This is a genomic window from uncultured Selenomonas sp. (genome assembly GCA_905372355.1).
Taxonomy (GTDB): Bacteria; Bacillota; Negativicutes; order Selenomonadales; family Selenomonadaceae; genus Selenomonas.
Genome location: CAJPOT010000009.1, coordinates 40,727 through 63,735, shown reverse-complemented (window position 1 = coordinate 63,735; position 23,009 = coordinate 40,727). Strand labels below are relative to the sequence as shown.

At 59.5% G+C, this 23,009-nt stretch carries 19 protein-coding genes; 8 read left to right on the top strand and 11 right to left on the bottom strand.

Annotation, left to right across the window (positions count from 1 at the left end; translation table 11 throughout):
- Positions 1-28: 28 nt before the first annotated feature.
- The 4 genes from QZ177_RS07200 (at position 29) to QZ177_RS07185 (ending at position 6,556) form a co-directional block, all read left to right on the top strand.
- Positions 29-1,411 (top strand): LCP family protein, encoded by a 1,383-nt coding sequence (locus QZ177_RS07200; protein ID WP_294176385.1) that lies wholly within the window; start codon positions 29-31, stop codon positions 1,409-1,411.
- 179 nt (positions 1,412-1,590) lie between these two features.
- Positions 1,591-3,603, top strand: a complete 2,013-nt coding sequence (locus tag QZ177_RS07195; RefSeq protein WP_294176384.1) for an ABC-F family ATP-binding cassette domain-containing protein — start codon at positions 1,591-1,593, stop codon at positions 3,601-3,603.
- Positions 3,604-3,686: 83 nt separating this feature from the next.
- Positions 3,687-5,870 (top strand): ATP-dependent RecD-like DNA helicase, encoded by a 2,184-nt coding sequence (locus tag QZ177_RS07190; protein ID WP_294176383.1) that lies wholly within the window; start codon positions 3,687-3,689, stop codon positions 5,868-5,870.
- Positions 5,867-6,556 (top strand): ComF family protein, encoded by a 690-nt coding sequence (locus QZ177_RS07185; protein ID WP_294176380.1) that lies wholly within the window; start codon positions 5,867-5,869, stop codon positions 6,554-6,556. Before QZ177_RS07190 ends, QZ177_RS07185 begins: the two co-directional genes overlap by 4 nt.
- Positions 6,557-6,674: 118 nt before the next feature.
- On the opposite strand, the gene thrS is transcribed toward QZ177_RS07185, so the two are convergent.
- The 9 genes from thrS to gdhA all read right to left on the bottom strand — a co-directional run bounded on the left by thrS (position 6,675) and on the right by gdhA (position 18,649).
- Positions 6,675-8,456 carry a threonine--tRNA ligase gene (gene thrS, locus QZ177_RS07180; protein WP_294176378.1) on the bottom strand — a complete coding sequence of 594 codons (1,782 nt, stop codon included), beginning with the start codon at positions 8,454-8,456 and terminating at the stop codon, positions 6,675-6,677.
- 161 nt (positions 8,457-8,617) lie between these two features.
- Positions 8,618-9,862 carry a Fic family protein gene (locus tag QZ177_RS07175; protein WP_294176377.1) on the bottom strand — a complete coding sequence of 415 codons (1,245 nt, stop codon included), beginning with the start codon at positions 9,860-9,862 and terminating at the stop codon, positions 8,618-8,620.
- Between the two features lie 144 nt (positions 9,863-10,006).
- The gene (gene hemL / locus QZ177_RS07170) at positions 10,007-11,323 is read right to left on the bottom strand and encodes a glutamate-1-semialdehyde 2,1-aminomutase (RefSeq protein ID WP_294176376.1); all 1,317 of its coding nucleotides are present in this window, start codon (positions 11,321-11,323) and stop codon (positions 10,007-10,009) included.
- 13 nt (positions 11,324-11,336) lie between these two features.
- Positions 11,337-12,311, bottom strand: a complete 975-nt coding sequence (gene hemB / locus QZ177_RS07165; protein WP_294176374.1) for a porphobilinogen synthase — start codon at positions 12,309-12,311, stop codon at positions 11,337-11,339.
- Positions 12,305-13,816, bottom strand: a complete 1,512-nt coding sequence (gene cobA / locus QZ177_RS07160; protein ID WP_294176372.1) for a uroporphyrinogen-III C-methyltransferase — start codon at positions 13,814-13,816, stop codon at positions 12,305-12,307. The genes hemB and cobA overlap by 7 nt, the downstream gene beginning before the upstream one ends.
- Positions 13,817-13,832: 16 nt before the next feature.
- Complete coding sequence (hemC, locus tag QZ177_RS07155; RefSeq protein WP_294176370.1) at positions 13,833-14,768, bottom strand: hydroxymethylbilane synthase; 936 nt, start codon at positions 14,766-14,768, stop codon at positions 13,833-13,835.
- Entirely contained in the window at positions 14,728-16,047 is a 1,320-nt protein-coding gene (gene hemA, locus QZ177_RS07150) for a glutamyl-tRNA reductase (protein ID WP_294176368.1), read from the bottom strand. Before hemA ends, hemC begins: the two co-directional genes overlap by 41 nt.
- The gene (locus QZ177_RS07145) at positions 16,016-16,663 is read right to left on the bottom strand and encodes a bifunctional precorrin-2 dehydrogenase/sirohydrochlorin ferrochelatase (RefSeq protein ID WP_294176404.1); all 648 of its coding nucleotides are present in this window, start codon (positions 16,661-16,663) and stop codon (positions 16,016-16,018) included. Before QZ177_RS07145 ends, hemA begins: the two co-directional genes overlap by 32 nt.
- A 636-nt stretch (positions 16,664-17,299) precedes the next feature.
- Positions 17,300-18,649, bottom strand: a complete 1,350-nt coding sequence (gdhA, locus tag QZ177_RS07140) for an NADP-specific glutamate dehydrogenase (RefSeq protein ID WP_294176367.1) — start codon at positions 18,647-18,649, stop codon at positions 17,300-17,302.
- 272 nt (positions 18,650-18,921) lie between these two features.
- Here gdhA and QZ177_RS07135 point away from each other — a divergent pair, with 272 nt between their 5' ends.
- Both QZ177_RS07135 and dapF read left to right on the top strand, forming a co-directional pair.
- Positions 18,922-19,125, top strand: a complete 204-nt coding sequence (locus QZ177_RS07135) for a hypothetical protein (RefSeq protein ID WP_009647091.1) — start codon at positions 18,922-18,924, stop codon at positions 19,123-19,125.
- A 4-nt stretch (positions 19,126-19,129) separates the two neighbouring features.
- Complete coding sequence (gene dapF / locus QZ177_RS07130; RefSeq protein ID WP_294176364.1) at positions 19,130-19,969, top strand: diaminopimelate epimerase; 840 nt, start codon at positions 19,130-19,132, stop codon at positions 19,967-19,969.
- Between the two features lie 70 nt (positions 19,970-20,039).
- Here the strand turns inward: dapF and QZ177_RS07125 are convergent, their stop codons facing one another.
- Positions 20,040-21,410, bottom strand: a complete 1,371-nt coding sequence (locus QZ177_RS07125; protein ID WP_294176362.1) for an NCS2 family permease — start codon at positions 21,408-21,410, stop codon at positions 20,040-20,042.
- Positions 21,411-21,658: 248 nt separating this feature from the next.
- Here QZ177_RS07125 and QZ177_RS07120 point away from each other — a divergent pair, with 248 nt between their 5' ends.
- Positions 21,659-22,021 carry a hypothetical protein gene (locus tag QZ177_RS07120; RefSeq protein ID WP_294176360.1) on the top strand — a complete coding sequence of 121 codons (363 nt, stop codon included), beginning with the start codon at positions 21,659-21,661 and terminating at the stop codon, positions 22,019-22,021.
- Between the two features lie 42 nt (positions 22,022-22,063).
- On the top strand, positions 22,064-22,438 hold the full coding sequence (locus tag QZ177_RS07115) for a DUF488 family protein (protein WP_294176358.1): 375 nt from the start codon (positions 22,064-22,066) through the stop codon (positions 22,436-22,438).
- 86 nt (positions 22,439-22,524) lie between these two features.
- Here the strand turns inward: QZ177_RS07115 and QZ177_RS07110 are convergent, their stop codons facing one another.
- On the bottom strand, positions 22,525-22,812 hold the full coding sequence (locus QZ177_RS07110; protein WP_294176356.1) for a helix-turn-helix transcriptional regulator: 288 nt from the start codon (positions 22,810-22,812) through the stop codon (positions 22,525-22,527).
- Positions 22,813-23,009 lie beyond the last annotated feature (197 nt).

Below are 23,009 nucleotides of genomic sequence, written 5' to 3'. Positions count from 1 at the left end.
TTTTTGCTATACTGCTGTATTGAACTATATGAGTATGAAGGCAGACGGCGGCAGCTGTCTGTATTCGATAAGGAAAGCAGGGGAAGTTTTGGAGCAGAAGCGCAGTTATCGGCGCATTGGGATCCTCGTTGCCGTCTTGCTCGTCGCTGCAGTCGCGGCGGCTGCGGTGCATTTTTTCGGCGGCGGTCTTGCGCGCCGCACGACGGCGGACGGCATGATCGCAGGAAGTTCCGAGATCCACGTGATGATCTTGGGCGTCGATGAGCGAAAGGACGATGTGGGGCGAAGCGACACCTTGATGGTCGCGACGGTCGATCCCGAGAAGGGGACGGCATCGCTGCTTTCGATTCCGCGCGATACGCGCGTTGCCATCGAGGGGGCGGGCTACGACAAGATCAATGCTGCCTACGCCTACGGCGGCTACGCGCTGACGAAGAAGACGCTTGAGCAGCTGCTTGACGTGCCGATGGACTATTATATCCTCATCGACGTGCATGCCTTCGAGCGCATCATCGACGCCTTGGACGGCATCGACATCGACGTGGAGAAGCGCATGTACTACGAAGACCCTTGGGATGACGATGGTGGACTCGTCATCGACATCTACCCGGGCATGCAGCACATGACGGGCAAGAAAGCAATCGAGTATGTGCGCTATCGTGACATGGAGGGCGACATCGGGCGCATTCGCCGCCAGCAGCGCTTCATGCGTGCGGTTCTGCAGAAGGTGACCACGCCCGAGATCTTCGCGAAGCTGCCTGAGATCGTGAGCGAAGTGGCGAAGAGCGTCAAGACTGACCTCGACACGAGCGACATGATCAAGTTCCTGCAGATCATGAAGAAGGTGCAGGAGCAGGGACTCACGGCGGAGATGGCGCCGGGCAATCCCGCTTGGTTCAAGGGCGTCAGCTATTGGATTCCCGACATCGTGGAGATCCGCCGCATGGCGGCGCGCGCGGCGGGCGTCCCGTTTGCAGGCGAGGCGGCGGAGCGCGCTGAGAGCTATGCGGCGAAGTACAAGGCGGAAATGCCCGAGGGCTTCCGCTTCGACGATGCCGGGCCGCAGTCGGGCGAAAAAGCGGCGGGCGGCGATGCAGCGGGCGAGAGCGCGGCAAAGAAGAAGGAAGAGCCGACGAAGCCGCCCGCACCGAGCGCGGTCGTCGTCACGGTCGTCAATTCGAGCGGCATCACGGGCGCGGGAGCGGAGGTCGCGGCGATCCTGCAGGCGAAGGGCTTCGTCATCCGCAGCGTCGAGACGGGCAAGAGGAGCGACCGAGCGCAGACGACGATCACGGCGGCCGGCAGGACGGTAGACCTCTTCTACGGCATGCCGTTTCCGTGCATCCTCATGGAGGGCGGCGCGAAGGACGAGGCGCTCGTGAACATCGGCAGGGATTATGTGAAGCGATAAGATTATTTTGCAAATCATTGTTGTCAGGGAAGCACGGATGAAAAGGAACGCTGATAAAATGAGGTCGTTCAGATGTGCGAAGATGGATGGCTGAATTTATCAGTGATTCCTAAAGTCCCTCGCTGTGTGCAGATGGGGGCGAAACGTATGCGTGCGCCATGGGGAAAAGGGAGTTTTAGGTGAAGGCAGTCGGGCTTGCCAAATCGTTTGGCGTGAAAGAGATTTTCCATGATGTGACCTTTGAGGTGCGCCGCGGCGAACGCGCGGGTCTTGTCGGCGCGAACGGCGCGGGCAAGACGACCTTGATGCGCTGCCTCCTGGGCGAGGAAGAGGCGGATGCCGGAAGCGTGCAGCTCGACGACGGCGCGGCGATCGGCTACGTCGAGCAGCAGGCGGCGTTCGGCGAGGGCACGCTCTACGAGGAGTTTCGCCGTGCCTTTGCCGACGTCATCGACCTCGGCGAGAAGAAGCGTGCATTGGAAAAGGAGATTGCCGCCGCATCGAGCGAGGAGAAGCTCGCACTCTACGGGCGCGTCGTCGACGAGTTCGAGCGGCTCGGCGGCTATTCGTTCGAGAGCCGCATCCGCCGCGTTGCCTTCGGCCTAGGCTTCACGGCGGAAGACTTCGAGAAGGATGTGCATCACTTCTCGGGCGGGCAGAGGACGCGAATATGTCTCGCGAAGGCGCTGCTGCGCGAGCCGGATTTCCTTTTTCTCGATGAGCCGACGAACCATCTCGACATCAAGATGATCGAGTGGCTCGAAGGCTTCCTGCAGGAGTATGCGGGCGGCGTCATCATCATCTCGCATGACCGCTTCTTCCTCGACCGCGTGGCGACGCACATCCTCGACCTTTCAGGCGGCACGGTGACCGCGTACGCGGGAAATTACAGCTACTTTCAGAAGGTGCATGCCGAGCGGCAGAAGTCGCTGCTCGCCGCCTACGAGAAGCAGCAGGAGCACATCAAGCGCACGGAGGAGTACATCCGCCGCTATCGCGCGGGCATCAAGGCGAAGCAGGCGCGCGGGCGCGAGAGCCAACTGCGCCGTATGGAACGCATCGTGCTGCCGGCGGAGAAGGCGAGCTTCAGCTACTTCGCCTTTCATCCGCCTGCCGAGTGCGCCGACCGCGTGGCGGAATTGGAGGATGTGACCTTCGCTTTTGGCAGCCGCGCCGTGTTTTCGCATCTCTCCTTGCTGGTCCGCAAGGGCGACGGTATCGCCATCGTCGGCCCGAACGGCGCGGGCAAGACGACGCTTCTGCGCGTGCTTCTGGGCGAGCTTGCAGCGCAGACGGGGCGCGTGAAGATCGGCAGCCGCGTGAAGATCGGCTATTTCTCGCAGCAGCATGAGGGGCTGAATCCCGAGAATACCTTGGTTGGCGAGCTCAACTACGATTTCGGTATCGCAGAGGACGAGGCGCGCAAGTACCTCGGCGCGTTCCTCTTCCACGGCGACGAGGTCTTTCGCCGCATTGGCGATCTCTCGGGCGGCGAGCAGGCGCGTTTGGCGTTCCTCAAGCTCATGCTCACGGGCGCGAACTTCCTCGTGCTCGACGAGCCGACGAACCATCTCGACATTCCTGCGCGCGAAGCGGTCGAAGAGGCGCTGATGGCATTTCCCGGCACGTTCGTCGTCGTCTCGCATGACCGCTACTTCCTCGACAAGGTCGCGAATACGACGGCGGAGCTTGCGGCGGGAAGTTTGCGCGAGTACGAGGGAAACTACAGCTACTACCGCATGAAGAAGGAAATCGAGGAGAAAGAAGCCGCCGAAGCTGCCGAAGAAAGGGCGGGCGGCGCGAAAAAGGCGGCAAAAAAGAGCGCGGCTTCCGTCGGGCGGCGGGCGGCAGGTGCGGCGTCGGACGCGTCGCCGAAGCCGGCAGGCTCTGCCGCAGGCGCGGCGAGCGGTGCAGCTGCTTCTAAGACGGCAGAGGAAAGCGCCGCTCGGAGCAAGGAGCAGGAGCAGCGCCGCCTCGCATCTCTGTCGGACGCCAAGCGCACCGAGATGCTCGCACGCGCCGAGGCGGAGATCGCCATGGCGGAGGCGGAACTCAAGGGATTGGAGTTCGAGATGAACCGACCCGAGGTGCAGGGCGATCCCGAAAAGAGCGCGGAAATCGCCGAATTGTATGCGGCGAAGGAGCAGGAGATCGAGGAGCGCTACGCGCGTTGGGAAGCGCTCGCCGACTAGGGAAATGCCCGCGGCGAGACTGAGCCTTTGCGCGGAGCGAAGCGCAGGAAGGAAAAGAGCCGCCAAGGGACAGGAGGTGCAGCATGGAAACGCTCGAAGGGACGGCACAAAGCGTCGTCTTTGCCGCGCCCGAGGGGGGGTTCACGGTCTTTCGCCTGCGGCCATCGGGGCGGCGTGGACTCGTGACGGTGACGGCGAACGCGCCCGCACCGCTCGTGGGGCAGGAGATTGCGCTTTCGGGCGAATGGGTACAGCACCCGCGCTTCGGTGAGCAGTTCAAGGCGGCGACGCTTCGCGTTTCTGCGCCGACGAGTCTCGCGGGCATCGAGCGCTTCCTTGCGTCGGGCGCGATCGCGGGCGTCGGCGAGGCGATGGCGCACCGCCTCGTGCAGAAGTTCGGCAAGGAGACGCTTGAGATCATCGAGAAGAAGCCCTCGCGCCTCACCGAGGTCGCGGGCGTCGGCAAGAAGACGGCGGCGAAGATCCACTCTTCCTACATGGAGAAGGAGGAGCTCAGAGAGATCATGCTGTGGCTCGAAATGCACGGCGTTTCGGGCGCGTATGCCGCACGCATCTTCGAGACGTACAGCTCCTTTGCCATCGAGGTCATGGAAAAGCATCCGTACCGTCTGGCACGCGACGTCGCCGGCATCGGCTTTTTGACAGCGGATGCGATTGCCAAGAGCGCAGGAATCGCCGAGGACAGCAAGGAACGCATCGAGGCAGGGCTAGGCCACGCGCTCCTCACCGTCTCCCAGCAGGGGCATTGCTGCATCCCTGCGCCCGCTTTGACGGAGCGTGCGGCGAAGCTCCTCGGCACGCCGACGGAGGAGGTGCGCGAGGTCTTGAAGGAAGCCTTGGCCGCCGAAAGGCTCGCCTTCGAGGAGATCGGCGCGGAGACGCTCATTTATCCGCCGTGGCTCTACCGCGCGGAGAAGCGCACGGCGCAGATGCTTTTCTTCCTGCAGCAGAAGGCTGCCGTGCTGCCTGCAGAAAAGGCGGCGGCCATCGTCGCCGACTGGGAGCGGGCGGCGGGCATCACGCTCGCCGCAGAGCAGCAGCAGGCTGTCGCCGCCGTGCTCGACCATGCGGTCTTCGTGCTGACGGGCGGCCCGGGCACGGGCAAGACGACGGTCGTGCGCGGCATGATCGCAGTTCTTGAGAGCCAGGGGCTCTCCGTGCTCCTCGGTGCGCCGACGGGGCGCGCAGCGAAGCGGCTCGCAGAGGCGACGGGGCGCAAGGCGGAGACGGTGCATCGGCTTCTGGGCGCACAGGGCGGCATAGAGGCCGACGGCTCGCCCGTATTCGAGAAGGACGCGGACGATCCTCTGGACGCCGACGCTATCATCCTCGACGAGGTGTCGATGATGGACATCGTGCTCATGGAGCATTTCCTCGAAGCCGTGCCCGAGGGCGCACGCGTCATACTCGTCGGCGATGTCGACCAGCTTCCTGCCGTCGGTCCCGGCTCCGTCCTCAAGGACATCCTGCGCTCGGGCGCTGTGCCGAGCGTGCGCTTGAAGGAAGTCTTTCGCCAGAGCGGCGAGGGAACGATCGTCCTGAACGCGCACGCGATCAATCGCGGGCGCATGCCGCAGTTCACTGCGGGCGGCGATTTCGAGTTCCTGGAGATGCCCGACGAGGAGGCGGCGGCGCGGCGCATCGTCGCGCTGTGCCGCGAGGAATTGCCGCGCGAGGGATTCAACGCTTTGGAGGATGTGCAGGTGCTGTCGCCCATGCACCGCACGCCGTGCGGCGTCGACAATCTGAACCGCCTCCTGCAGGCGGCGCTCAACCCGCCCGCGCCCGAAAAGGCGGAGTTTCGTAACAGCACGCTCACATTCCGGGTCGGCGACAAGGTCATGCAGACGAAGAACGACTACACGAAGGGCGTGTTCAACGGCGACATCGGCTTCATCCGCGAGGTGTCGGCGGACGGCGTCAAGGTGCGCTATTCCGACGAACTGACAGCGGACTACGAGCCGAACGAACTCATGATGCTCACGCTCGCCTACGCCATGAGCGTGCACAAGAGCCAGGGCAGTGAGTACCCCGTGATCGTCTTGCCGCTCGTCGCCGCGCATCACATCATGCTGCAGCGCAACCTCCTCTATACGGCGGTGACGCGTGCGAAGAAGAAGGTCGTGCTGCTCGGCTCGAAGGCGGCTGTCTTCACGGCGGTATCGAACGACAAGACGCGCAGGCGCTACACATTGCTCGCCGAGAGGCTTGCGGGCGCGGGCGGCGAGAGTCCGCTGCTCTCGTGAGGGGCGCGGCATGGCTCGCCGCCTTGGCGGACGCCGTATCTTCCGTCGTCTTTCCCGCGCGCTGCCCGTCCTGCGGCGCTTACTGCGAGAGGCGCGGCGGCTGGTGCGCGCCCTGCCTTTCGCGCACGGTGCGACCGCATCGCCTCGCACTTTCGGCAGAAGCGCTCGCCGCGCTCGATGATGCGTGGGCGGTCGGCTTCTACGGCGGCGCGCTCGGCACGCTCGTTCGTGACCTCAAGTATCGCGGCAGGCGCGGCGTCCTGCCCTACATCCATGCGGCTCTGGCGGCGGCGAAATTGCCGGAGCAATTTCTCGCCGCCGATCTTGCCGTCTATGTGCCGCTCCATGAAGCACGCGAGAAGGAGCGCGGCTTCAATCAGGCCGAGCTGATCTTCGCCGCTTGGCTCAAGACGAAGGGCATCCCCGCACGCCCCTTGCTGACGCGAATGCGCTCGACTGCGCCGCAGTACGGCTTGGGTGAGAAGGAGCGCAGGAAAAATGTGTGCGGCGCGTTCTCCCTCTCCGAGGCGGGGAAAGGCGGCGCGGGAGAACTTGCGGGGAAAAGCATCGTGCTGCTCGACGACATCCTGACGACGGGGGCGACGCTCACGTCTTGCGCCGCCGTGCTGAAAAAGGCGGGCGCAGGCTCTGTGTATGCACTGGCGCTGGCGAGCGACCGAAGCTAGAATAGGGATGCTTGCATCGTGTTGATGCATGATTCAGCTGCGCAAGCATATAAAAATGCCCCATCTGCCGCATTTTGCGGCGGGTGGGGCATTTTGTGTTATGTGTTTGTGCGAGAGCTTACCCGGGAATCTTCGTCAGAAGCTCCAGGCTGTGCTCTTCGTTCATCGTGCGGCACATTTCGATGAAGGTGTCGAGCGGCACATCTTTGAGCTGCTCGTTCGTGCCGCGCACGTTGATGGAGACGGTGTTTTCCTCGGCTTCCTTGTCGCCTAAGACGAGGATGTAGGGATCCTTGTAGTGCTTGAAGCCCTTGATCTTCTCACGCATGTTCTTGTCGGCGTAGTCGACCTCGAAGCGCACGCGGCTCTTGAAGAGCTTCTGCGCGACCTTCTTGGCGTAGTCGTTGTGCTCGGGGCGGATCGGCACGATGCCGACCTGCACGGGGCTGAGCCAGAAGGGGAATGCGCCCTTGAAGTTTTCGATGAGGACGCCGATGAAGCGCTCCATCGAGCCGAAGATGGCGCGGTGCAGCACGACGGGCTGCTTGTGGCTGCCGTCCTTGGCGATGTACTTGAGGTCGAAGTTCTGCGGCAGCTGGAAGTCGAGCTGCAAGGTACCGACCTGCCACTCGCGGCCGAGCGCGTCCTTCATCTTGAGGTCAATCTTCGGGCCGTAGAAGGCGCCGTCGCCCTCGTTGACTTCGTAATTGCCTTCGCCGTACTTGCGGTCGAGGATCTCCTTGAGCTCTTTTTCTGCAATATTCCACGTCTCGATGTCGCCCATAAAGTCGTCGGGGCGCGTCGAAAGCTCCGCTTTGCAGCTCATGCCGAGGGTCGAATAGATCTCGTCAGCGATATCCATGATGTCGCCCATCTCAGCGGCAATCTGGTCTTCCATGAGGAAGGTGTGGTCGTCGTCCTGACGGAAGAGCTGCACGCGGAAAAGGCCGTTGAGCTCGCCCGACTTCTCCTTGCGGTGGATGACGTCGACCGTGTTGTAGCGAATCGGCAGATCGCGGTAGGAGCGCGTCTTGCGCTGGTAGATCTTGATGGCGTTCGGGCAGTTCATCGGCTTGATCGCGAAGGTGTCGTCCGCTTCGATGTCGCCGTCCGCGCCGGGAATCAGGAACATGTTTTCCTTGTAGTGCGCCCAGTGGCCGCTCGTGACCCACAGGCGCTTGTTGTTGATGACGGGTGCGGAAACTTCCTGATAGCCATGCGCCTCGTGAATGCCGCGCCAGAATTCCAGCAGCGCGTTGAAGAGCTTCCAGCCGCGCGGCAGCCAGTAGGGCATGCCGGGCGCCGTTTCATCGAACATGAAGAGGTCGAGCTGCGGCCCGATCTTCTTGTGGTCGCGCTCCTGCGCGTCCTTGATGAACGCGAGGTGCGCCTTGAGCTCCTCCTTCGTCGGGAAGGCGTAGGCATAGATGCGCGTGAGCTGGTCGCGCTTCTCGTCGCCGCGCCAGTAGGAGCCGGACATGGAGCGAAGCTGCCAAGCGGCAGACAATAGTGCGGCGGAGTTTTCGACGTGCGGCCCACGGCACAGGTCGACGAAGTCATCGCCCGTGCGGTATGTCGTGAGGATCTCGTCGTCGGGCAGATCCTCGATGAGCTCGACCTTGAACTTTTGATTCTTGAAAAGTTCGAGCGCCGCCTTCTTGGAAATCTCCTCGCGCTTCCAATCTTCCTTGCGCTTCAAGATTTCCTTCATCTTCTCCTCGATGGTCTTGAGGTCGTCGTTCGTCGCTGGGCGCGGCAAGAGAAAGTCGTAGTAGAAGCCGTCGGCAATCTCCGGCCCGATGGCGTACTGCGTCTCCTTGCCGAAGACTTCGATAACGGCCTTTGCAAGCACATGTGCCAACGAGTGGCGATAGACGTGCAGGAATTGTTCTTTATCCATGATGTTTCCCCTTTGTTGGACATTTGTGCAGCCGCAGCACAAATGAGGCGAGCGGCAGCTTGCACAGTTTCTTCTATTATAAGGCAAAATGTGCAATCTGTCACGAAACTCTTGCATGCGGGGATTCGAGGCACATCTGGCGGATTGGATGAGGAGGAACTTTATTTTGATGCAAGAGTTTCCAATTTTTTTATAAAATCTGTAGATAGTTTATATCTGTGGGCTCTGCGTGTTGTGTTCATCGTGATATGATCAGCGGGATAGCGTTTGATATGTGTCTGAATTGTTTTTGCGCTTTGCCCAACCGTGCTCGCAATCTCTTTTAAGGTTGCTCCGTCATCTGAAAAAAGATATGCTTGCAGCAGTACAAAATAAATTTTCCAGTCGGCTTTGTTTTTTGCTGTCCCGAAGTAGTGGATTTCAAGAGCTTGAGCCAAAGCATCAAGTTTTTTTCGCCGTTCCTGTAAAATCTCATTGACACGAGTGGTACTTTTCTGAATCAGCCAAAGGAAACCGGTAATAAATGGTGTTAAGTCTCCGTAGTTTCCTGGATGATTAGTATCTTCAAATAATTTATAGTATACGCGAAGGGACTTTTTGATGGTAATGGAGAGACGGATTGCGACCAATGGGTGTAATATTTTGGCAAGGTAATATGATGTAATAAAGCGTGAGGTCCGGCCGTTTCCATCATAGAAGGGATGGATGTAACCAAAGAAATAATGGAAGATGGAAATACGTATTAATCCCGGGATTTGTTCATTCTGTAAAGTTTTTAATGCAGTTTCCATAGAGAGAATAATTTTTTCCTCTGGAATGATGCCGCGATGGATGACTTTCGATTTGGACCATACATCGACAGGTTCTTTCCGAAAGATTTTGCCATCGGGAAGATTAGCAGGATCATCTCTTTTGATTTCGTCTGCTAAAAATTCGTCGTAGAATTTACGCAAGTCATGACTACAACGAAAAGAAATCTCTTCCTGCTGCTGAAGTTTCAGATACTTGTTGACAGTACTCCAGAGACGGGGGCGATGATGAGAATCTGTAGAATCTTGCTCATCGATAGCTGTTTTGATTTCTTTGCGTGTACTGCGAACACCTTCTATGGCGTTGCTGGATTGGATCTCTTCGATTAGACAGGCTCGACGGAAGGATTCAATCGCTATGTGAGGAAGTGTTGCTGTAATGCTTGTCAATTGACGGAGTTCAAGCATGATGGAGGAGAGAATTTGCATGATGTCTTCCGTATAGTAATAAAAGGAGGTAAATTCGTGAGAAGCATTCAGATGCTTAATCGGTATGTCGATGTGATGTGCCAGGACGGAATTGTACAAACTGTGGTAAAGCTCTTGGCTTTTGGGTTCATTTTGGTGATATTGCTTTAGCAGGATGGGTGTCGGCATAGATCATCACCTCGTATGACACGGGAAAAAAAGCAGATTTTTTCTTAGGTGTAGAATGAACTGAGAAAAAAGAGCATATTTTTCTTAGTTGTGAAATGAACTAGGAAAAAACCGCGTTTTTTTCCTAGTTCATTTCGTACAATATCATTTTTTCGACTTGACCTGTGCAAACGCCTTTTCCGCTGCAGCAATCGTGCGGTTGATGTCTTCGTCCGTGTGGGCGAGCGAGAGGAAGAGCGTCTCGAACTGCGAGGGGGCGAGGTAGATGCCCTGTTCGAGCATGGCGCGGAACCAAACCTTGAAGGCTTCCTGATCCGAAGCGGCGGAGCTTGCGTAGTCCTTGACCTTGCCCTCATTGAAGAATATGCTGAACATCGAGCCGGCCTGGTGCGCCTGAATCTTGACTCCCGTCTCGCGTGCGGCGGATTCAAGACCGAGGACGAGATTCTTCGTCTTCAGCGTGAGCGCACGGCTCGCATCGGCTTCTCCTGGTTCGGGCTCTTTCAAGATGAGCTTGAGCGTTTCGATGCCCGCCGTCATGGCGAGCGGATTGCCCGAGAGCGTGCCCGCCTGATAGACGGGGCCTGCGGGCGCGATCTGCTCCATGATGTCACGGCGGCCGCCGTAGGCCGCGCACGGCAGGCCGCCGCCGATGATCTTGCCGAGGCAGGTGAGATCGGGCGTGATGCCGTAGGCAGCCTGCGCGCCGCCCAAGGAGGCGCGGAAACCGCACATGACTTCGTCGAAGATGAGGAGTGCGCCGTGCTTTTCGGTCAGCGTGCGCAAGGTATCGAGATAGCCGTTTTCGGGCAGGACACAGCCCATGTTGCCCGCGACAGGCTCGACGATGATGCAGGCGATGTCCTTGCCGTATTCCGTCATGACGCGCGTGATGGCGTCCGCATCGTTGAACGGCACGGTGATTGTGTCCTTGGCGACGCCCTCGGTCACGCCGGGACTCGACGGCACGCCGAAGGTCGCAAGCCCCGAGCCTGCGTCGACGAGCAGGCTGTCACTGTGGCCGTGGTAGCAGCCGACGAACTTGACGATCTTCGAGCGTCCCGTGAAGCCGCGTGCAAGGCGCAGGGCGCTCATCGTCGCTTCCGTGCCCGAGTTGACCATGCGCACGAGCTGCATCGAAGGATAAGCCTTCTGCACGAGGCGCACGAGGTCGGATTCGAGCGTCGTCGGCGCGCCGTAGCTCGTGCCGCGTGCGGCGGCGTCAGCGAGCGCGGCGACGACGGCGGGATGCGCGTGTCCGGCGACGAGCGGCCCCCACGACAGCACATAGTCGACGTACTCGTTGCCGTCGATGTCGAAGATGTGCGCGCCTTCGCCGCGTGCGATAAAGGGCGGATTGCAGTCGACGTTTCTGTAGGAGCGCACGGGACTGTTGACGCCGCCCGGCATGAGGGTCTTCGCTTCTTCAAACGCTTCCAGGGATTTTTCTAAGTTCAGCATATTTCGCTCCTTTTCAGCCTTGAAGCCACTTCGCCGCGTCGATCGCGTGGTAGGTGATGATGATGTCGGCGCCCGCGCGCTTCATGCCTGTGAGCGTTTCGAGCACGATGCGCTTCTCGTCGATCCAGCCGTTCGCTGCCGCCGCTTTGACCATCGCGTATTCGCCGCTGACGTTGTAGACGGCGACGGGGCGGTCGATGGCGTCGCGCACGCGGCGCACGATGTCGAGGTAGGCGAGCGCGGGCTTGACCATGATGATGTCCGCGCCCTCGGCGAGGTCGAGCGCGACTTCTTTCATCGCCTCGCGTGCGTTGGCGGGATCCATCTGGTAGGCGCGGCGGTCGCCGAAGGAGGGCGCGGAGTCCGCAGCATCGCGGAAGGGGCCGTAGTACGCCGAAGCGTACTTGACGGCGTAGCTCATGATGGAGACATGGGAGAAGCCGGCTTCATCCAAGGCTTCTCTCAGGGCGGCGATGCGCCCGTCCATCATGTCGGACGGCGCGACGATGTCGGCGCCGGCTTCCGCCTGGCTGACCGCTGTCTTGGCAAGGAGCGGCAGCGTCGCGTCGTTGTCGACTTCGTGGCCGCATAGCTTGCCGCAGTGGCCGTGCGACGTGTACTGGCAAAGGCAGACGTCGCCGACGACGGCAAGCTCCGGCTCCGCCTGTTTGATGGCGCGGATCGCTTGCTGCACGGGGCTTTTCTCGTCCCATGCCGAAGAGCCGATCTCGTCCTTGTACTCGGGCAGGCCGAAGACTTCGACGGAGGGAATGCCGAGTGCGGCGAGTTCTTTCGTCTGCTCGACGGCGCGGTCGACGGAGAGGTGGAAGCAGCCCGGCATGCTGGGGATTTCCTCCTTGATATTCTCGCCGGGCACGACGAAGATGGGGTAGACGAAATCACGGACGGAAAGCTCCGTCTCGCGCACCATGGCGCGGATGTTCGCCGTCCTGCGCAGGCGGCGCGGACGAAGGGTTTGCTTCAGCATAACAGCATCTCCTTGATGGTTTCGATGAGTCCTTCGATCGTGTATTCTTTGGCGACGGCCGCAGGCTGTATGCCAAGCTCCTCGCACGTCTTCGCCGTGATGGGGCCGATGGCGACGCATTTGACATGCTGCAGAGGCTCTGCGCCGCCGAGGATGGCGCAGAGGTTCTTTGCCGTCGAAGAGCTTGTGAAAGTCACGATGTCGATCTCGCCGCTCGTGAGTTTTTTTGCGAGAGCAGCGCCGTCGGCCTCTGCCTGCTTTGTGCAGTAGGCGGCGGCGACGGTGACCTCTGCGCCGAGCGCCCTGAGGCTTTCGGGCAGCACTTCGCGCGCTTCTTCGGCGCGTGCGAGGAGGACGCGCGTGCCGCTTCGCACATCGCCCTTGAGGGCTTCGACGACGGCTTCGGCGCGGTATTCGCCGGGCATGCAGTCGGCGCGGACGCCGCAGGCGGCGAGCGCGGCGGCTGTCGCAGGGCCGATGGCGGCGACTTTGGCGCGGGCGAGGGCGCGTGCGTCCTTGCCGACAGTGTCAAGCGCACGGAAGAAATGATCGACGCCGTTCGCGCTCGTGAAGATCAGCCAGTCGTAGTCGGCGATATGAGCGATGGCGGCGGTGAGCGCCGCGCCGCCGTCGGAAGGCTCTTTGATGCGGATCGCGGGCACTTCGAGGCACGCGGCGCCGAGCGCTTCGAGGCCTTCGGTGAGCTTCGAGGCTTGGGCGCGCGCACGCGTCACGAGTACGCGCTTGCCGAAGAGCGGACGCCTCTCGGGCGCGTCGAACCAGCGCAGTTTCTCGCGATAGCGCACGACATCGCCGACGAGGAAGATGGCGGGCGGCTTGAGTCCGGCTCGCGCCACATCGTCAGCGGCGTTTTCGACGGTCGTGATGAGCGTCTCCTGCTCGGGGCGTGTGCCCCAGCGGATGACGGCGGCGGGCGTATTGCCGGCGCGGCCGTGGCGCATGAGTTCGGCTGTGATGGCGGGAAGGTTTCCGACGCCCATGAGGAAGACGAGCGTATCGACGCCCGTCGCGAGTTTCTGCCAGTCTAGCCCTGAGGCTTCCTTCGTCGGGTCTTCGTGCCCCGTGACGACGGCGAAGGAGACGGCGACGCCGCGGTGCGTGACGGGGATGCCCGCATAGGCGGGCACGGCGATGGCAGAAGTCACGCCCGGCACGATTTCAAACGGCAGGCCGTTTTCCGCTAAGAGCAGGGCTTCCTCGCCACCGCGCCCGAAGACGAAGGGATCGCCGCCCTTGAGGCGCACGACGCATTTTCCTTCGCGCGAGAGCTTGACGAGGAGCTTCGAGATGTCTTCCTGCTTCATCGCGTGGTTGCCCGCGCTTTTTCCTACGTAGATGCGCTCGGCTTCTTCCGGCACGAGCGCGAGAATGCGGCTGTCCGCGAGGTAGTCATAGACGACGGTGTCGGCTTTTTTGAGACACGCGTGCGCCTTGACCGTCAAAAGCCCCGGATCTCCGGGGCCGGCTCCGACAAGATATACCATAGCTTCGCTTTCCTCCTTACGGTTGCAGCAGGCCGAGTTCCTGCAGGATTTCTTTGCCGCCCATGGCGAGCAGTTCCTCGGCGAGCGCACGGCCGATTTTCTCGGCGTCAAGGGCGCTGCCCGCCTTCTTCTTGCGATAGAGGCGCTCGCCGTCGATGGAGGCGATGACCGCCTCCATTTCGAGCGCCTCGTCCGCAGCCTCGGCGTAGACGCCGACGGGTACCTGGCAGCCGCCCTCGACGCGTGCAAGGAAGGCGCGTTCCGCTCTCGCAGCCGCACGCGTCGACGCGTCGTCGAGGAAGGCGATCAGGGAGAGCGTCGACTCATCGTCCGCACGCGCCTCGATGGCGAGTGCGCCTTGTCCGACGGCGGGCAGGCAGATTTCGCGCGACAGAACCTCGGTGATGCGGTCATGGAAGCCCAGGCGCTTGAGTCCCGCGACGGCGAGGATGATGGCATCGAAGTTTTCCTCTTCGAGTTTCTTGAGCCGCGTGTTCACGTTGCCGCGCAGGCTGACGATCTCAAGGTCGGGCCTCTTGGCGAGGAGCTGTGCGCGGCGGCGAAGGCTCGACGTGCCGACCTTCGCGCCTTGCGGAAGGTTCGCGAGTGTTTGATAGCGCGGACTCACGACGGCGTCGCCGGGGTCGAAACGCTCGGTCACAGCGGCGAGCATGAGTCCTTCGGGCAGTTCCGTCGGCATGTCCTTGAGGCTGTGCACGGCGAGGTCGATCTCTCCCGCGAGCATCGCCTGCTCAAGCTCCTTCGTGAAAAGTCCCTTGCCGCCGATCTTCGCCAACGGCGCGTCGAGCACACGGTCGCCCTTCGTCGTCATGCGCTTTTGTACGACATGAAGCTCCGGGTATCTCTCCCGGAGCTTCGCCTCTATATAGTCCGCCTGCCAGAGCGCAAGCTTACTGCTGCGCGTACCTATAACGATGGTGTCTTTCTTCACAAGTTCCCGTCTCCCCTATCGTATCAAGCTTGAAGAGGCTTCGCATCGCCTCGATGTAGAATGCCTCGTCCGTCGTCCCCGCCGATGCGTTGAGCTTCATCATCGGCGTGCGCAGGATCTTTCGGACGATCATGCGCGTCATGTGGTCGACGGCACGCTGCTGCTCCTCCGTGAGTTCGGGCAGTTTCGTGTGCGCACGCTGCATCTCACGACATCGTATGCGCTCGCAGCGCTCGGAGAGGAGCGCCATCAGCGGGCGGCACGAGAGGTATTGGAAGCGCTTCTCGATGGAAACAATCTCCTCCTCGACGATGCGCGAGGCCTCGACCGCCTCCTGCTTGCGCTCCTCCATGTGATCGTCGACGACGGCTTCCAAGGCGTCGATATTGAAGAGCTTCACGCCCTTGATTTCCTCGACCTCGGGATCGACGTCGCGCGGCACGGCGATGTCGATGAAGACGAGCGGCCGCCCCTTCCGCTGGGTCATGAGGTGGCGCGTCTCCCACGCCTTGACGACGTAGTGCGGCGCGCCCGTCGAGGTCACGACGACGTCGACGTCCTCGGCTTTTTCCATCGCGCGCTCAAATGGCACGGCCTCGCCGCCGAAGCGAGCGGCAAAGTCCTCGGCCTTTTCCATGTGGCGATTCGCGATGTAGAGCTTCTTCGCGCCGTGCGAGACGAGATGCTCGGCCGTCAGTTCCGCCATCTTTCCCGCGCCGAAGATCAGGACGCTCGACTTGTCGAGCGTGCCGAAGATGTCCTTCGCCAGCTCGACCGCCGCGTAGCTGACGGACACGGCGCTCCATGCGATGCGCGTCTCCGTGCGCACGCGCTTTCCCGTCGCAATCGCGCGGTGAAACAGCGTGTTCAGCACGGTGCTCGTCGCGTGGCCTTCGAGTGCGAGCGCGTACGCCTGCTTGACCTGCGAGAGAATCTGCCCCTCGCCGAGGACGAGCGAATCAAGACTCGCCGCCACGCGGAAGAGGTGACGAATGCATTCTTCGTCCTCGTGCATGTAAAGGTATTCTTCGACGTCCTCGTCGTTTCCCGTGAGGTCGAAGAAAAAGCGGCGCACGGTCTCGCCCGCATGTGCATCGTCCGCCGTCACCGCGTAGATCTCGCTGCGGTTGCACGTCGAGAGCACGACCGCTTCAAGGAGATCGGCATACTCCGCCAGATGCTGGAACCCCTTGCGGATGGCGTCCTTCGGTATGGAAAACCGCTCGCGCACATCCACGGGCGCCGTCTTATGATTCAGTCCCAAAACAATCAAGTGCATGTCTTATCTCTGCCTCCGCCTCATCCAGTCTGCCTTCTTCGACAAGATTCAAAATATGCTCCGAAAGAGCCGCGCGCCAAAACGTCTCGCGTCCTGCACTTCCTTCGATGCGTTCCTTCGCTTCCTCGCGCAGCCCGGCGAGCCTTTCGAGCCAGTCGCCCCAGCTCGCGCCCAGGCGGGCGGCGAGCCGCTTCTTCAGCGTGCGGGCGAGTGCGGGCGATGCGCCGCCCGTCGATACCGTGACGAGGAGATCGCCGTCTCGCAAAGCCGCCGGCAGGAAGAAGTCGCAAAGCTCGGGCGCGGTCGCATCGTTGACGAGCGCGCCGGCCTCTTTCGCCGCCTTGCCGAAGGCGGCGTTCGCCGCACGGTCGTCGGTCGCACAGAAGACGAGGAGCGCACGCGGCAGCGATGCGAAAACCTCCGCCGTCGCAAGCTGCGCGAGCCAAGTGATGCGCCCGTCGGCTGCAAGTGCCACCAAGGGCGGCGAAAGCTTGGGCGCGACGACGGTCACAGCCGCTCCTGCTGCGAGCAGCCCGCGCACCTTTCGATGCGCCACCGCCCCGCCGCCGGCGACAAGCGCGGCGCGCCCTTCAAGGCGCAGGCCCATCGGATACATGTCCAAATCTTGAGAGTCCTTCCAAATTACGAATGTGGTTCACTTTTTCATTTTCTTCTTTATTATATCGTAAAGGCATGAAAAAAAAAAGCCCTGCAGGAAAGTTTGTATGTGTCTTGCTTGTTCATCGCGGAAACGAGAGAAAAAGTCCTACGGAGAAACTTCAATCAACTATTATTCATTATAAAAATTTATTGTCTACGCTATGCACACAAAATGTTTGTAATTATATAAAAACTGAATAAGACTTTCTGAGATTTTTGAAGAATCGTCTTTATGGAATTTCATGTTCATGCTGCCGTGAAAGCTTGGGACGATACAAGACTTGCACAGCTATAGCATTGCGTGATTCATGGCTTTGCTGTGCTCGACACGGAAGGGAAAGTGTTTCCCAGGTGTACGATTGGAAAGGTAGCGGCATTGTCATGGCAAGTTCAAAGGATAAGGCAACAGAGCAAACAATAGCCCGACGGGAAGATTCCCATCGGGCTGTTGTTATTTTCATAGAAGCCTCAGTGTCGGTCAACGTCAGCTGCGCATCTGCGCCCTTCGGACTTGACCTACGGGACGTTTTCGCATACGGCCTATTGGCCAATCAGCTGCGCCCATCGGGCTTGCTTCTTGGATAGGTCAGTATTAGACAATTCCCTGTGCGACCATCGTATCTGCGACGTGGAGGAATGCTGTGATGTTGGCGCCGGCGATGAGGTTGCCCTTCATGCCGTACTTCTCCGCGTTCTTCTTGGAGTTCTGATAGATGTTCTTCATGATGCCCTTGAGGCGATTGTCGACTTCCTCGAACGTCCAGTGCAGGCGCTCGGAGTTCTGGCTCATTTCAAGCGCGGAGACGGCGACGCCGCCAGCGTTTGCCGCCTTCGCGGGGGCGAAGAGAACACCCTTTTCCAAGAGGTATTCCGTCGCGTCGAGCGTCGTCGGCATGTTCGCGCCTTCGCCGACGGCCATGACGCCGTTCGCCACGAGCGCCTTGACGCCCTCGATGTCAAGTTCGCTCTGCGTCGCGCACGGCAAGGCGATGTCGCACTTGACCGTCCAGACGCCACGGCATCCCTCGTGGTACTCGGCGTTCGGACGCTTTTCGACGTATTCTTTGATGCGGCCGCGGCGCACTTCCTTGATCTCCTTGACGAGCGCGAGGTCGATGCCCTCGGGGTCATAGACGTAGCCGTTCGAGTCGGAGCAGGTCACGGGCTTTGCGCCGAATTCGATGGCCTTTTCAATCGCATACGTCGCGACGTTGCCCGAGCCGGAGACGACGACGGTCTTGCCCTCAAGGCTCTTGCCGTTGTCTTCGAGCATCTCCTTCATGAAGTAGAGGAGTCCGTAGCCCGTGGCTTCCGTGCGTGCGAGGCTGCCGCCGTAGCCGAGTCCCTTGCCCGTGAGGACAGCGGAATCAAAGGAGTTGACGATGCGCTTGTACTGACCGTAGAGGTAGCCGATCTCACGGCCGCCGACGCCGATGTCGCCTGCCGGCGTATCGACCATCGAGCCGATGTGGCGATAGAGCTCCGTCATGAAGCTCTGGCAGAAGCGCATGACCTCGTTGTTGCTCTTGCCTTTCGGGTCGAAGTCCGAGCCGCCCTTGGCGCCGCCGATGGGAAGCCCCGTCAAAGAGTTCTTGAACGTCTGCTCGAAAGCGAGGAATTTCAAAATGGAGAGCGTCACACTCGGATGGAAACGCAGGCCGCCCTTGTAGGTGCCGACGGCGCTGTTCGCCTGCACGCGGTAGCCGCGGTTGACCTGAACCTCGCCCTTGTCGTTCTCCCAAGGCACGCGGAACATGACGACGCGCTCCGGCTCGACCATGCGCTCGAGGATCTTGTGCTTCTTGTACTCGGGATGCTGCTCAAGGACAGGCACGATCGAGGTCAGGACTTCTTTGACCACGTTGTGATATTCCTTCTCCTGCGGATCCTTCTTTTCGATAGAGGCGAGGATGTCCTCTACATACTGCTGCATTTCCGTCATGCGTGATTACCCCTTTGCTTTGAAACTTCATAAGAAAAAACTATCGTGCGGCTAAGCACTCATATATAATAACGCAAATGGCAGAAAAAGTATACTGTTTTGCTAAGGTATTATGTATACATAGTTACAGACGAGGAATGGGTTCTCATATGTGGCAGGACTTCCATCTGCTTGTCGGCACTATGAAGACGCGAAGAGCTTTTTCTTGACAGCAGATACCCCTATATGTATAATGAAAATACCAATAGGGGTATCTGCAAAGGGGGATCGTTATGAATGTTTTGGGAAAAGGCGCTCCGTTGTCGCTGCACAAGGGCATGACGGGCAAAAAAGGCTTGGCAAAGCGCTCGTTCTTCGCTACAATGAAGGAAAACTGCATGGCGGCAGATGCGCGCGTGCTGGAGGAAAGCCGCCAAAAGGAGCGAGTTTTCGGCGCGTCCTTCTGGTCTTTCCTCGCAAAACATTCCTGGGGGTAAGAATATGGCGTTTTCCTTTACGAAATGGCAGGGCTGCGGCAACGATTTCGTCCTTGTGAACGGCTTTCGGGAGCAGCTCCCGGATGACCTTGCGGCGCTCTCGCGAAGGGTCTGTGACCGTCACTACGGCATCGGCGCGGACGGGCTGATTCTCGTGCTGCCGTCGCAGCAGGCGGACTTTCGCATGCGCATCTTCAATGCGGACGGCACGGAGGCGGAGATGTGCGGCAACGGCATCCGCTGCTTCGCGGGCGTTGTCCATGCGGAAGGGTTGAGCGACGAGGCGGAATTCACGGTCGAGACGGGCGCGGGCGTCCTCGTGCCGCGCCTGCAGCTTGCGGGCAGCAGGCTCACGGGCGTGCGCGTCGATATGGGCGAGCCGATCCTTGAAGGCGAGCGCATTCCTGTCCTGGGCTTTGGCGCATCACGCGTCATTGAGCAGCCGATCGAGGCGGAGGGCGAGACGTTTTCCATGACCTGCGTTTCCATGGGCAACCCGCACTGCGTGATTTTCGTCGAGGATGCACAAGCCGTGCCGATGGAAAAGTTCGGGCCTCTCCTTGAGCGGCACGAGAAGTTCCCCAAGAAGACAAACGTGGAGTTTGCGGAAATCAAGGACGCTTCCCACATCCGCATGCGCGTCTGGGAGCGCGGCGCTGCCGTGACGCTCGCGTGTGGCACGGGCTCATGCGCGACGCTTGTCGCCGCCGCGCTCACGGGACGCACGAAGAGAGAAGCCGAGGTGCAGCTCGACGGCGGCAGGCTGCAGATCGAGTGGGCGGCGAACAATCATGTCTACATGACGGGGCCTGCCGAGAAGGTCTTTGCCGGAAGGTATGAATGAATATGGGAAAAGGGCGGCGCATCCACCGGTTTTGATGGATGCGCCGCCCTTTTTCTGACGTTGATATATCTCAGAGCCAAGCGTATTTCAAGATGAAGAGCACGGTCAGGATGTACATGAGCCATGTCACGTTGCGGAACTTGCCTGAGGCGACGTGCAGCAGTGTGTAGGAAATGATGCCGAATGCAATGCCCTCGGCGATGGAATAGGCGAACGGCATGACGGCGATGCAGATGAAAGAGGGGATCGCCTCGGTGATGTCCGCCCAAGGAATCTTTGCGACCTGCTGCATCATGAGGAAGCCGACGATGACGAGCGCCGGCGCCGTCGCGAAGCCCGGCACGGCGAGGAAGAGCGGTGAGAAGAAGAGCGCGACGAGGAAGAAGATCGCCGTTGTCACGGCTGTCAGTCCCGTGCGCCCGCCTTCGACGATGCCTGCCGAGGACTCGACGTAGGTCGAGATCGTCGATGTGCCCAGACATGCGCCGAGCGCCGTTCCGCAGGCGTCGGCGAGGAGCGCTCCCTTGACGCGCGGCAGACGCCCTTTCTCGTCGAGCATGTCGGCGCGCGAGGCGCAGCCGATCAGCGTGCCGAGCGTATCGAAGAGGTCGACGAAGAGGAAGGCGAAGATGACGACGATGAAATCAAGCGAGAGGATTGCATGGAAGTCAAATTGCAGGAAGGTCGGCGCGAGCGACACGGGCGGCGCGATGATGCCCGAAGGCATGAGGCTGAAGTAGCCGCGTGCAGGATCGGGGATGTAGATGCCGAGAAGCTCCAGGATGATGCCCAGCCCCCAGGTGGCGAAGATGCCGATGAGGATGTGTCCCTTGATGTTCTTTATGACGAGCACGGCGGTCAGGAGGATGCCGAAGAGCGCGAGGAGGACGGTGATTCCCTCGGAGTGGAACGTTCCTTCTGCCATCGCCTTGGGAAACGAGAAGAGCGCGACGAGCTTCGGACCTGCGACGACGACATGCGCGTTCTGCAGGCCGATGAATGTGATGAAGAAGCCGATGCCGACGGTGACGGCGCTCTTCAAGGTCAGCGGAATCGCATTGAAGAGTGCCTCACGCACATTCGTCACGGAGAGTGCGATGAAGATCAGACCCTCGACGAGAACCGCTGTCAATGCGAGCTGCCACGAGTAGCCCATCTGCCCGACGACCGTGTAGGCGAAGAAGGCGTTGAGTCCCATCGCGGAAGACAGCGCGAACGGCAGGTTGGCGAATGACGCCATGAGGACGCACGAGATGCCCGAAGCGAGCGCCGTCGCCGTGAACACCGCGCCCGCATCCATGCCCGCAGCGCTCAAGATCAGCGGGTTCACGGCGAGGATGTACGCCATCGTCATGAACGTCGTAAGCCCCGCCAGAAGCTCCGTCTGCACCGTCGTGCGGTTTTCCTTCAAGTGAAACACGTTTTCCAGCATTTTTTCCATCGGATTGTCTCCTTTTCCTTGGGAAGATTTGATGAATGACACTTTTATTCTAGCGGAAACAGCAGGAGATAGCAAGGCGTAACACAGGGACTTTCTTCGCGAGTGAGGTGGATGACGGCGATTCTGTTTGATATTTTGAAAAGCTTCGGGCATACAGAAATCTTAATAAAAATCTTGAGAGGTAGGCAGGAATATAGATTGGAGAATAGAAGTATGCAACGTCAGTTTTTATGATGGAGGTGTGAACAGTGAAACAGAAAGCTCGTTCTTTATGTTTTCTTGTATTGGTTTTGTTCTTATGGCAGGGAAGTGGCGAAGCAACAGATTATTATTATGAGACGATGAACTTTAAAGCTGTTGGAAATGTGGATTATTATGTAGATGGTGATAGTATTATCTATCGGACAGATTACAAGGCGATGCGTGTTAAGTCTATTGTACGTGATACGGGCGAGTTAGTTGATATCAAAAAGTATGAATTTCAGCCTGACGTGAGCAATTGGTATGGGCGGTCGTATTTTGTGACTCAATTGCCGGGTCCTTGGAAGCAGGTTAATTTGGATAAATTGCTCTACAAAGCCTATTTGTGGATAGAAAATTTTAAAGGATAAGGTACGTAGCTTTTGACCGTACAAAGGAAGGGAGTCTTCACGATGGCATACGAACTGCAAATGAAGCGCATATACGAAGAGCCTGCGCCGACGGACGGCAGGCGCATCCTTGTCGACCGTCTGTGGCCGCGCGGCATGAAGAAGGAACGTGCTGCATTGAGCGAGTGGGCGAAGGAAGTCACGCCGTCGCCCGAACTGCGCAAGCTTTACCACAGCGGCGAGATGAACTTCGATCTCTTCGGAAAGGCATACCTCGAAGAGTTGAAAAAAAGCCCCGAAGCCGCCGCCTTCGCCGCGAAGTGCCGGGATTGGTTGCAGGAATCCCCCGTGACGCTCGTCTACGCCAACAAAAATGCCGTAGAAAATCACGTCCTCGTACTGCGGCAGTGGCTGCTTGATGCGATGGGGCAGGAATGAAAAGAAGAGAAAAACCGCCCGCAGCAGGAGCTTTTGCTTCTGCTGCGGGCGGTTTTTTAGGGCAGCTCTGAATGTATCAGTGTTCTCTAGCTTTCCAAGGGAACGATGGCAAGCTTCTTGCCCAAGGGGGCGAGAAGCTTCATGACGGTCGAGATGTTCGGACTCGTCGTGCCGCGCTCCAAGCGTGCGATGACAGGCTGGCTGACGCCGCTCATCTCTTCAAGCTGCTTCTGCGTGACACCCCGCTCGGTGCGCGCCTTGATGAGTTCGCCGATCAAGGCGACGCGCAGATTGCTCTCGGCGATTTCTTCGGGGGTCAGAAAAGAATCGATATAGGAAATCGCATCATCTTGCAGTGTATCATTCTTGTTCATAGGTAACGCCCCTTTCGATAAGGATGACCTAAAATATTGAACGATGTACGGGAAAATAGTAACAGAAAGTCAACCATAGTCTAACATATTATGCTATAATACAAGCGGTGCTGCCAAAACGGTAGGCGGTCAATTCTTAGCCCCTGAGCGGTCAATGGCAACCAATCGTGCGATGCGATTTGCGCGTCGATGATTGG

Bases quoted from the DNA above. Each gene is read 5' to 3' on its own strand.
- gdhA (WP_294176367.1), bottom strand. From the start codon at position 18,649: ATGACGGAAATGCAGCAGTATGTAGAGGACATCCTCGCCTCTATCGAA.
- QZ177_RS07190 (WP_294176383.1), top strand. From the start codon at position 3,687: ATGGAAACGCTCGAAGGGACGGCACAAAGCGTCGTCTTTGCCGCGCCC.
- thrS (WP_294176378.1), bottom strand. From the start codon at position 8,456: ATGGATAAAGAACAATTCCTGCACGTCTATCGCCACTCGTTGGCACAT.
- QZ177_RS07200 (WP_294176385.1), top strand. From the start codon at position 29: ATGAGTATGAAGGCAGACGGCGGCAGCTGTCTGTATTCGATAAGGAAA.
- cobA (WP_294176372.1), bottom strand. From the start codon at position 13,816: ATGGTATATCTTGTCGGAGCCGGCCCCGGAGATCCGGGGCTTTTGACG.
- QZ177_RS07115 (WP_294176358.1), top strand. From the start codon at position 22,064: ATGGCATACGAACTGCAAATGAAGCGCATATACGAAGAGCCTGCGCCG.
- QZ177_RS07175 (WP_294176377.1), bottom strand. From the start codon at position 9,862: ATGCCGACACCCATCCTGCTAAAGCAATATCACCAAAATGAACCCAAA.
- QZ177_RS07145 (WP_294176404.1), bottom strand. From the start codon at position 16,663: ATGTATCCGATGGGCCTGCGCCTTGAAGGGCGCGCCGCGCTTGTCGCC.
- QZ177_RS07135 (WP_009647091.1), top strand. From the start codon at position 18,922: ATGAATGTTTTGGGAAAAGGCGCTCCGTTGTCGCTGCACAAGGGCATG.
- hemL (WP_294176376.1), bottom strand. From the start codon at position 11,323: ATGCTGAACTTAGAAAAATCCCTGGAAGCGTTTGAAGAAGCGAAGACC.
- QZ177_RS07110 (WP_294176356.1), bottom strand. From the start codon at position 22,812: ATGAACAAGAATGATACACTGCAAGATGATGCGATTTCCTATATCGAT.
- QZ177_RS07125 (WP_294176362.1), bottom strand. From the start codon at position 21,410: ATGGAAAAAATGCTGGAAAACGTGTTTCACTTGAAGGAAAACCGCACG.
- hemA (WP_294176368.1), bottom strand. From the start codon at position 16,047: ATGCACTTGATTGTTTTGGGACTGAATCATAAGACGGCGCCCGTGGAT.
- hemB (WP_294176374.1), bottom strand. From the start codon at position 12,311: ATGCTGAAGCAAACCCTTCGTCCGCGCCGCCTGCGCAGGACGGCGAAC.
- dapF (WP_294176364.1), top strand. From the start codon at position 19,130: ATGGCGTTTTCCTTTACGAAATGGCAGGGCTGCGGCAACGATTTCGTC.